This window comes from Streptomyces sp. SP18CS02 (genome assembly GCF_036322365.1).
GTDB lineage: Bacteria > Actinomycetota > Actinomycetes > Streptomycetales > Streptomycetaceae > Streptomyces.
Window position 1 is genome coordinate 1 of record NZ_JAQYXC010000075.1, and the last position, 10,725, is coordinate 10,725.

At 71.3% G+C, this 10,725-nt stretch carries 5 protein-coding genes; 1 reads left to right on the forward strand and 4 read right to left on the reverse strand.

Features of this window, described 5'->3' with window-relative positions:
* Window positions 1-2,630 (reverse strand): PQQ-dependent sugar dehydrogenase (locus tag PUR26_RS00365; RefSeq protein WP_443076913.1); only part of this gene is annotated, 2,630 nt, incomplete at its 3' end.
* Window positions 2,631-3,310: 680 nt separating this feature from the next.
* Between PUR26_RS00365 and PUR26_RS00370 the strand changes: the two genes are divergently transcribed.
* Window positions 3,311-5,710 (forward strand): lectin, encoded by a 2,400-nt coding sequence (locus PUR26_RS00370; RefSeq protein ID WP_443076914.1) that lies wholly within the window; start codon window positions 3,311-3,313, stop codon window positions 5,708-5,710.
* 191 nt (window positions 5,711-5,901) lie between these two features.
* Here PUR26_RS00370 and PUR26_RS00375 read toward each other — a convergent pair whose 3' ends face one another.
* From PUR26_RS00375 to PUR26_RS00385, 3 genes are all read right to left on the reverse strand, one after another.
* Window positions 5,902-6,978 carry a branched-chain amino acid aminotransferase gene (locus PUR26_RS00375; RefSeq protein ID WP_329868073.1) on the reverse strand — a complete coding sequence of 359 codons (1,077 nt, stop codon included), beginning with the start codon at window positions 6,976-6,978 and terminating at the stop codon, window positions 5,902-5,904.
* Between the two features lie 86 nt (window positions 6,979-7,064).
* Complete coding sequence (locus PUR26_RS00380) at window positions 7,065-7,487, reverse strand: nuclear transport factor 2 family protein (RefSeq protein WP_329868075.1); 423 nt, start codon at window positions 7,485-7,487, stop codon at window positions 7,065-7,067.
* Between the two features lie 48 nt (window positions 7,488-7,535).
* Window positions 7,536-10,725: amino acid adenylation domain-containing protein (locus tag PUR26_RS00385; protein ID WP_329868076.1), on the reverse strand; the 3,190-nt coding region annotated here is incomplete at its 5' end.

A 10,725-nucleotide genomic window follows, 5' to 3' on the forward strand; every position in this document is an offset into this window, starting at 1 on the left:
CACTTGCCCAGGGCCCGCAGCGTGCCCTCCTGCCCGACGGTCCACTTCTGGGCGCCGGTGCCGTTGCACGTCCAGATCTGCACCCGGGTGCCGTCCTCCGTATGGGAACCGTCGACATCCAGACACCTGCCACCGACCCCCATCACCTCACCCGAGCGGGAGCCGCCGCCCGAGGTGGTGAAGGAGAACTCGTCCATGTCGAACAGGGATCCGCTGCCGCCCCTGAAGACGAGGAAGAGGGTCGTGGAACCGGCCGGCTGGTTGCCGAGCGTGGCGGTCACCTCCTGGAAGATCTCCCAGCCGCCGGTCACCGGCACCGTCACGGTGCCGAGCAGCGGGCCGGTCCGGGATCCGGCTCGTACCTCGATCGTGCCGCCCGCGCCCGCGGAGGAGACCCGGGCGGTGAATGTGCCCGCGTTGCCAAGGGTGTACGGCGTGAAGGAGATCCAGTCTCCGTTGTCGATGTATCCGACGGTCCTGCCGCCGTGCGCGGGTCCGTGGGAGACGACCTGGACGCCGGCGGAGTCGCCGTAGTGCTCGGCCTGACGGTGGCTGGGCTGCGTGATGATCTGGTCGTGCGTGGTGAGCGCGGGCTGGCCGTTCGCGCCCTTGTCCGTGTACTCGGCGTCGATGACGCCGAAGATGTCGGCGTTGGGGTCGTGCTCGCCGTCCGCCAGGGTCTGCAGGGCGCCGGTGCAGCCGGTGGCCGACGTCTGCGGGTGGCCGTGGCTGTCGTGCCCGACGATGAAGTTCACCTTGACCCTGGCGCAGTCGATGGCGCCGTCCTCCGGGTCGGACACCGTCACCTTGTACGGGATCGCCGCACCGAAATCGTAGACGGCCCCGTCGCCGGGCAGGTCGATCCTGACCGTGGGAGCGGTGTTGCCGACCGTGATCCGCACCGAGGCGGTAGCGGATTTTCCGGTCGCGTCCGTGACCTTGAGCGTGGCCGTGTACTGGCCGTCGGCGGAGTAGGTGTGGGAGGGATCGGCGGCGGTGGAGGTGGCGCCGTCACCGAAGGTCCAGGCGTGGCCGAGGGCGTCGCCGTCGGCGTCGGAGCTGCCCGCCGAGGAGAACGAGACGGCGAGGGGCGCCTTGCCGGAGGTGACGTTCGCCTTGGCCTGGGCCACCGGCGCGTGGCCGCCCGTGACGTGCTCGATGCGGTACAGGGCGGAGTTCTCGTCGCCGTTGAAGTACCCGGTGCCGTAGTCGAGGACGTAGAGGGCGCCGTCGGGGCCGAAAGCCATGTCCATGACCTGGGTGCCTGCCCAGGGGAAGGGGTTGACGGACTGCACGGTGCCGTCGCCGGCCGACTCGATGCGCTTGATCCATCGGCGGCCGAACTCGCCGGCGAAGAAGTCCCCGTCGTACTCCTGCGGGAACTTCACCTCGGAGGTCGAAGAGGCGCTGTAACGGTAGACGGGCCCGCCCATGGGGGACTCGGACCCCGTGCCGAACTCGGGAACCGAGCCGCCGTTGTACGGGATCCAGGCGGGCTGGGCGGGGGGCAGGTCGGTGAGTCCGGTGTTCCTGGGCGAGTTGTTCCTCGGCGCCGCACAGTCGAACTTCGCGCCCGAGGCGCCGGTGGCGAAGTCGTGGTCGGTGTAGGCGTCGTTGTCGCCGGTGCAGTAGGGCCAGCCGAAGTTGCCGGCCTTGGTGATGCGGTTGAACTCGACCTGGCCCTCGGGCCCTCGCTCGGGCTTCGCGATACCCGAGTCGGGACCGTAGTCGCCGAGGTAGACGATGCCGGTGGCCTTGTCCACGCTCATGCGGAAGGGATTGCGGAAGCCCATGGCGTAGATCTCGGGGCGCGCCCTGGCGGTTCCGGGCGCGAAGAGGTTGCCGCTCGGGATCGCGTACGTCCCGTCGGCGTTCACCTTGATCCGCAGCACCTTGCCGCGCAGGTCGTTGGTGTTGGCCGAGGAGCGCTGGGCGTCGTAGGCCGGATTGCGGGAGGGCCTCTCGTCGAGCGGGGAGTAACCGTCCGAGGCGAAGGGGTTGGTGTCGTCGCCGGTGGACAGGTACAGGTTGCCCGCCGCGTCGAAGTCGATGTCACCGCCGACGTGGCAGCACAGGCCGCGGGAGGCGGGAACGTCCAGGATCTCCTTCTCGCTGGCGAGGTCCAGGGTGCCGTCCGTCTTCAGGACGAACCGGGACAGCCGGTTGACCCCGTCGAACGGGGCGAAGTCGGCGGCCGTACCGTCCGCCGGGGCGTCACCGCCCGGTGTACCGAGCTTGGGCGCGTAGTACAGGTAGACGTGCCGGTTGGACGGGAAGCCCGGGTCCACGGCGACGCCCTGCAGACCCTCCTCGTCGTGGCTGTAGACGTTCAGCCTGCCCGCCACGGTGGTGGTTCCCGCAGCGTTCGTGAGCCGGACCGTGCCGTCGCGCGACGTGTGCAGGACCGAGCGGTCCGGCAGCACCGCCAGTGTCATGGGCTCGCCCGTCTCGGCCACGCCCTTGGCGAGGGTGACCTGCTGGAACTCCGGGGCGGCCATCGGTTCCGCCTCACCCTGCGGATGTGCGGGCACGGCGGCGGCCGGGGGGCCCGGAAGCAGAAGTCCGACGGCGCATGCCGCGGCGGTCAGCAAGCGACGGACATGTCTGTGTCTGAAGGGTCTCGTGCGCACAGATGTCTCCCAGGTGGGGGATATCGGCAGGCCGCGCCGGACTGCCGGGGGAACATGCGGGCGCGCGCCGTCGCGCCGTTGAGACCGGCTGGAATACCTATGACCGGTTCATGTCAGGAAAGCTAGCGGGCTTTGTTGGGTTCCGTAACCCACTTCGCACAAGATCTCGCCACTTCTTCCACGGTCGGGACAAAGTGATCGCCGCCCAGGAAGCGGGCCTTCTCGCGGCGAGGGCCGGGGGCCGGCTCGCCGGTGGTCCACATCACCGGTGGGCCGACGGGAGCGGCCCGGTCCACCCGCCCGGCGGCCCGCCACCGCCTCACGGGGTCCCGCACCACCCCCGCGCCGCACTGCGCCGATTCGGCAGCAGACAGCGCGCCGCCCCGGCATCCGGGCCCGTCCGTCCGGGCAGGCGCCCTTGACCTGCGCCTCGTCGTACGCGAGATCGGATGTACCACCCGGCCGCCTCCACGACCCGGGCGGCCGCGACTTTCCGCACACCGTTGACAAAGCATGGACGGCCACAGGAGAAGTCCCTACTGTGTCCGAACGCGACAGTGCGGACCTCATGTGTTCCGCCCCGCGCACCTCCGTATCCGGGACGACGGCGCGCCCCGGCAGCGGTGGATCCCCCACTTGCCCGATGGAGCCCTTTCCCTGAGGGGCCGTCAGGAGGTCACGTGTATCCACGGCTGGATCCCCGCCGACCGGTCAGACGCCTGGCCGGAACTCTTATCGCTTCACTGCTGACCATCGGCCTTTCGGCCACCCCGGCGCTCCCGGACGATCCGGCCGCCGCCGCTCTCCCGCCGCAGGAACCCGGAGTCACCCTGCGCGTCTTCGACGTGCAGGTTCCGCTGAGTGAGATCTGCACCCTCAAAGCGGGTCAGACACCCAACATCGACAAGTTGATGCCCGTGATCGACTGGTCCTCGGCCGGAGACTTCGGCCTGGAGAGCAATTTCGTCACGCACGTCATCGGCAACCTCAACGCCCCCGACACCGGCAGCTACACCTTCCGCCTCACCAGCGACGACGGTTCCCGCCTCTCGATCGACGGGCAAGTGGTCATCAGCCACGACGGGCTGCACGGTGCGGAGCCCAAGGACGCGACGGTCGAGCTGACGGCCGGCTATCACGCGTTACGGATCGAGCACTTCGAACGCGACGGCGGTCAGCAGCTGACGCTGGCCTGGAAGCCGCCGGCCGCCTCGGGCTTCACCGTCGTGCCGGACTCGGCACTCAGCACCGACGCCGACGTCGTCCGTGTGACGGCGCCAGGGGCCAAGCAGTGCGAGGGCGGCTCGGACACCCCGGGTGACGGACTGCCGCTGTCCCGGACGCACCCGAACTACACCCTCACCAACCTGCGGCCCGACGGCTTCGAGCCGCAGGTCTCGGCGATGGACTGGCTGCCGGACGGCCGCCTGGCCGTGGCCACCTGGGGCGGCAGCAACAACACCGTGGGCGAGGTCTACCTGCTGGGCAACGTCACAGGAAGCACCGGCCCGGACAAGGTGACGGTGAAGAGGGTGGCCTCGGGCCTGAAGGAGCCCATGGGCATCACGTACGTCGAGGGCAGACTCTACGTCTCCCAGAAGCACGAGCTGACCGAGCTGACCGACACCGACGGGGACGAAGTCACCGACCGGTACCGGAGAGTCGCGACCTGGCCGTTCGGCGGCAACTTCCACGAGTTCGCCTTCGGCCTGCTCCACAAGGACGGCTTCTTCTACCTGAACCTGTCCGTCGCCATCAACTACGGCGGTGCCACCACCGATCCGCAGCCGGCCCAGAACCGCGGCACCACCATCAAGGTGAGCAGGGCGACCGGAGAGGTCTCGTACATCGCCGGTGGCCTGCGGACCCCGAACGGCATCGGCTGGGGCCCCGAAGGGGACCTGTTCGTGACCGACAACCAGGGCGGCTGGCTGCCCTCGTCCAAGCTCGTCCACATCAAGCAGGGCCGGTTCTTCAACCACTACACCAACCCGGACGGGCCCTTCGATGCCCACCCGGTGACCAGACCCGTGCTGTGGCTGCCCCAGAACGAGATCGCCAACTCCCCCAGCACGCCGGTCCAGTTGACGGAAGGCCCGTTCGCGGGCCAGATGCTGTTCGGTGACGTGACCTACGGAGGGGTCCAGCGCGGCTTCCTGGAGAAGGTGGGGGGCGAGTACCAGGGAGCGGTGTTCCGCCTCACGCAGGGGCTGGAGGCCGGTGTCACCCGTATCAGCATCGGCCCGGACGGCGCCCTGTACGCCGGCGGGCTCGGCGCGGGCGGGAACTGGGGCCAGGAGGGCAAGCTCACCCACGGCCTGCAGAAGCTGACACCGAACGGCACCAACGCCTTCGACATCCGCGCCATGCGCGCCGTACCCGGCGGCTTCGCGCTGGAGTACACGCAGCCCCTGTCGGCCGGGACGGCCACCGATCTGGCCAAGCGGTACCGGATCAAGCAGTGGCGCTACGCGCCCACCGCGAACTACGGCGGCCCGAAGGTCGACGAGGAGACACTCGCCGCCCGGTCGGCCACCCTGTCCGAGGACCGCAGGACGGTGACGCTCACCGTTGCGGGACTGAAGGCCGATCGCGTCGTCCACGTCCGCTCGCCGCGTCCCTTCAGCTCGGCCGGCGGCGAGACCCTGTGGAGCACCGAGGCCTGGTACACGCTCAACCGGCTGCCCGGCGCCGCGTCCGCGACCGGCGAGGTGAGGGGCGCCGGCAACAAGTGCTTGGACATCGACGACTCCCAGACCGCCGACGGGACGAAGGTGCAGCTGTGGTCCTGCAACGGCACGGGCGCCCAGGCGTGGACCGTGTCCGCGGACGGGACGATGAAGGCCCTCGGCAAGTGCCTGGACGTCGCCGGAGGAGGTACCGGGGACGGCACCAGGGTCCAGCTGTGGACGTGCAACGGCACGGAGGCCCAGACCTGGCGGCCCCAGGGCGACGGCACCGTGCGCAACCCCCGGTCCGGCAAGTGTCTCGAAGTCTCGGGTGGGACGTGGAACGACGGCACCCCGGTCCATCTCTGGACGTGCCGCTCCGGTCCCCAGCAGAAGTGGGAACTGCCGTAAGAACGGCCTTCACGGCCTGAGGCGGCAAGAGGCGGCAAGAGGTGGTGGGTGCCGGGGCCGGTCCCGGCACCCACCACCTCCTCCGGCGGGTCCCTCGTGCGGGAGACGGCCCCCCTGCGCGGGGCCGGCGAGTCGGCTCACCGGCCCCGCGTTCCGCCATGTCGTGTCCGTGCGGCCGGGCCCGCGCGTCGTCAGGAGATCCGGTGGAGCCATCCCTGGGGGTCGGGTGCGGTGCCGTGGTGCAGGTTCACCAGGGCGTCGCGCAGGGCGAGGGTGACGGGGCCAGGGGTCCCGTCACCGATCGTCCAGTTGCCGTCGCGGTCCTTGACCTGGCCGACGGGGGTGACGACGGCGGCGGTGCCGGAGGCGAACACCTCGGTGATGCGCCCCTGCGCGCACTCGCGGCGCCACTGCTCCAGGGAGACCTTCTCCTCCCGGGGGACGTAACCCAGGCCCTCCGCGAGCCCGAGGAGGGTGTCGCGGGTGACACCGGGGAGCAGCGAACCGCTCAGGGAGGGGGTCACGATCTCCGCCCCGGGGCCGGTACCGCGCACGAAGAACATGTTCATGCCGCCCATCTCCTCGACCCAGGTGCGCTCCACCGGGTCCAGCCAGACCACCTGCTGGCAGCCGGCCTCCTGCGCCTGGAGCTGGGCGACGAACGAACCGGAGTAGTTGCCGGCGCACTTGACGTTGCCGGTGCCGCCCGGGATGGCGCGGCTGTGCTCGTGGCTGACCCACACCGACACCGTCTCCAGGGCCTTGCCGAAGAAGCCGCCGGCGACGAACGCCATGAGCAGGTACTGGAAGGTGTGGGACGGACGGAGCATCAGATTGGCGTCCGTGCCGAACATCAGGGGCCGCAGATAGATGCTGTGGCTCGGGTCGTCCGAGAGCAGGCCCTGGTCGGCGCGGAGCAGTTGCTCGATGGAGTCGACGAAGATCTCCTCGGGGAGCTCCGGCATGGCCAGACGGCGGGCCGAGCGCTGGAAGCGGCGGGCGTGGTCCCACGGCCGGAACACGGACACCCCGCCATCGGCCTGACGGTGGGCCTTGAGGCCCTCGAAGATGACCTGGGCGTAGTGCAGACCGATCGTCCCGGGGTGCAGGGTGAGGTCGTGCAGCCGTGTGAGCTCGGGCTTGTGCCAGCCGTCCGCCGGGCTCCACGACAGCGTGTACATGTGGTCGGTGAACGCGTCGCCGTGGCCCGGGGATCGGACGGGCCGGGGCGCGGACGCGGCGGGGCTCTGGTCGAAGGCGAGAGTCATGGCGAGTCCTTACGAGACGAGTCGGTACGTGACGGTGGAACGGCGAAGGGAAGCGGCGTCGGGCGGAGGCGGGCCGCCGAAGCCGGTCAGACGAGCGGGGCGAAGAAGAAGGTGTCGCGACGGCCGAACCGGCCGTCCGGGGAGAGCTGGAAGAAGTCGGCGAAGCGCAGCCCGACCGTGGTGCCGTCGTGGAGTTCGCCGTTGAACTCTCCGTGCACGGCGATGTCGGTGCCCTCCGCGACGACCTTGGTGAGGGTGTGCCGTCCCGACCGGATGACGCGGTCGGCGCTGTAGAAGCGGGTCAGGCCCTCGTGGCCCGCGAACGGTTCGTAGCCGGGGCGGTGGTAGGTGGCGTCGGGGGTGAACAGGCCCACCAGGCCGGGTACGTCACCGGCGTCGACCAGTTCGTAGTAGCGCCGCACATCGGCCTCGGCGGCCGAAGCGGTGACGGGCTCGGGGGCGGTGGCGGTGGCGGGGACGGTGCTGGCGATGTGGTCGTCGGTCCGCATGCGGGTTCTCCTGAGCGGTGGAGGAATCGGGAGGGACAGGTCGGAGTGTCAGATCCCGGGCAGGGTGAGCCGGGCGGTCAGTACGTCGGCTATCCGCGCGAGCGCCCCGGGTCGGGTCATGTCGCCGTGCGCGCAGGGAAGGTCGTGGACGTCGATCCGGCCCGCGACGTACGGGCGCCAGTCCTCCGGCCGCGGACGGGGGCCGGACCGGCCCTCCGTGGCGGCGAAGAACAGCAGATCACCGTCGAAGCGTTCGGGTACGAACTCGTGCCGCAGCCGGACGTTCGAGGAGAACACCTCCGCCAGGGCGACGAGGGCGGGGCCGTCGAAGCCGGCGAGCGGTCCGCCGGTCTCCCGTACGGTCTCCTCGAACCGGCCGAAGGTCAGCGGGCCGGCCGGGACCGGGAGGCCCAGGGACGCCAGCAGGGCGGCGAGCGTCAGCGGGCAGGAGGCGGGCGGCGGACCGCCGGCCGTCCAGGACGGGGGCCGGGTCGCGACGCTGCCGGGCCCGGTGCCGGTGTAGGCGTCCGCTCGCTCGCCGGTGCCGGTGCCGGTGCCGGTGCCGGACGGTGCCGGCGCCAGGTGCGGATACCCGTCCATGATCGCCAGTAGCGCCACCTCCTGCCCCTCGGCACGCAGCCGGGTGGCCAGCGCATGGGCGACGAGCCCGCCGAAGGACCAGCCGATGAGGTGGTACGGCCCTTCGGGCTGCACCGAGCGGAGCTCCGCGAGATAGTCCTTGACCATCGCGTCGAACCCGGCCGCCGGAGGCTCCGGCGGCGTCAGACCGCGGGCCTGGAGCCCGTACACCGGACGTTCGGGCCCGAGGTGACGGAGCAGGCCCGCGTACACCCAGCTGATCCCGGCCGCCGGGTGGACGCAGAAGAGCGGTACGGCCTGGGCGAGAGCGCTGCGCGGACGCAGCGGCAGCACGGCGGAGAGCGAGTTGTCGGCTCGCCGCCCGGTCCTGGGGCCGTCGTCGAGCCGGGAGGCGAGGCCCGCGACGGTGGGGGCTTCGAAGAGTGCCCGGATGCCGAGGTCGACGCCGAAGGCGCGGCGGATCCCGCCGATCAGACGGGTGGCCAGCAGGGAGTGGCCGCCGAGGTCGAAGAAACCGTCGTCGATCCCGACCGTCTCCACGCCGAGCGTCTCCGCGAACAGCCCGCACAGGATCTCCTCGCGGCTGTCCCGGGGACCGCGCACGGGTGTGACATCCGCGCGGACGGGCCGGGGCAGGCGGCGGCGGTCGAGTTTGCCGCTGGGGCTCAGGGGCAGCTCCGCGACACGTACGAACTGCCCCGGCACCATGTGGGCGGGCAGCGCACGGGCGGCGTGTCCGCGCAGCTCGTCCATGCGGTCCAGGCCGTCCGCGTCGCCCGCGTCACCCGCGTCGTCCAGGCGTGGCTCGCCGACGACGTAGGCGACGAGGCGCTTGTCGCCGGGCCGGTCCTCGCGCACCACGACGGCCGCCTGACGGACACCGGGGTGGCGGGAGAGCACGGCGGCGATCTCGCCGGGTTCGATACGGAAGCCGCGGATCTTCACCTGGTCGTCGGCGCGGCCGAGGAACTCCACCACTCCGTCGCCGCGCCACCGGGCGAGGTCGCCGGTGCGGTACATACGGCTGCCGGGCGGCCCGAAGGGGGCGGCGGTGAAGCGTTCCGCGGTCAGGCCGGGACGGCCCAGGTAGCCCCGGGCGAGCTGGACACCGGAGAGGTACAGCTCGCCCGGCACCCCGGGCGGCACCGGCCGGAGCGCCGCGTCCAGGACGTGCACGCCGGTGTTCCACACGGGACGCCCGATCGGGACGGTGACGGCCGTCGCGGCTCCTGTGCCGCTGCCGGCCGGGGCGAAGCGGTGACCGGTCACGTCCACGGCCGCTTCGGTGGGGCCGTAGAGGTTGTGCACCTCGGCGGCGCTGACGGCGGTGAGGCGTTCGGCGAGTGCGGTGGGCAGGGCCTCGCCGCTGCAGATGACGCGGCGCAGGGAGTGGCAGCCGGTGATGTCGGTGGCGCCGAGGAACGCCTCCAGCATCGAGGGCACGAAGTGGGCCGTGGTGATGGAGTGCCGTTGGATCAGGGCGGCGAGATGGTCGGGATCCCTGTGGCCCTCGGGCCGGACGACGACCAGGGTGGCACCGGTGATCAGCGGCCAGAAGAACTCCCATACGGAGACGTCGAAGCTGGACGGCGTCTTCTGCAGGACGCGTTCGCCGGGTTCGAGACCGAAGGTGTGCTGCATCCAGGCCAGCCGGTTCACGATCGCGGCGTGGGTGACGACGACGCCTTTGGGCCGGCCGGTGGAGCCCGAGGTGTAGATGACGTAGGCGGGGTGTCCGGGCCGGGCCTCGGGCAGGTCGCGCAGGGTGGCGGGGGCGGGGGCGGCTTCGAGCTGGGCGAGGAGTTCGGGGGTGAGGACGAGGGCGGGCGCGGCGTCGTCGAGCATGTGGGCGACGCGTTCCGGCGGGTAGTCGGGGTCGATGGGCAGGTAGGCGGCTCCGGCCTTGTGCACGGCGTACAGGGCGATCACCAGCTCCGCCGAGCGGGGCAGGGCGACGGCGACGACGCGTTCGGGGCGGGCTCCGTGAGCGACCAGTTGGCGGGCGAGGTGATCGGCCCGGGCGTCGAGCGCGGCGTAGCCGATCCGCTGGTCCTCGAAGAGGACGGCGGTGGCGTCGGGCGTGCGGCGGGCCTGCTCGCTGAAGAGCCGGGGCAGCGTGGTGGCGGGGACGGGGGCGGCGGTGTCGTTCCAGTGGTGGCGGACGTCGTCACGTTCCTCGTCGGTGAGGAGGTCGACGGCGCCGATGGCCTGGTCGGGGTCGTGGGCGAGCGCGGTGAGCAGGACCGACAGTCGCCGGGCGAGCAGTTCGACGGTGGCGTGGTCGTAGAGGTCGGAGGCGTGGCCGAGCGTCCAGACCAGCCCGGCGGGGCGGGCCTGGGAGTCGTACCGCTCCTCGATCCCCACCGTCAGGTCGAACTTCGCGACCCAGGTACCGACCGGGACCACTTCGGTGTGCAGGCCGGGCATCGACTCGGCCTGGCCGGAGGCGCTGGGGTCCTTCTTCACCAGGAGTACCTGGAAGAGGGGGTGGCGGGCCAGGGAGCGGACGGGGTTGAGCTCTTCGACGAGCCGTTCGAAGGGGAGGTCCTGGTGGGCGAACGCCTCCAGGTCGGTGTCACGGACCCGGGCCAGCAGCTCGCGGAACGTCGGGTCGCCCGAGGTGTCGGTCCGCAGCACC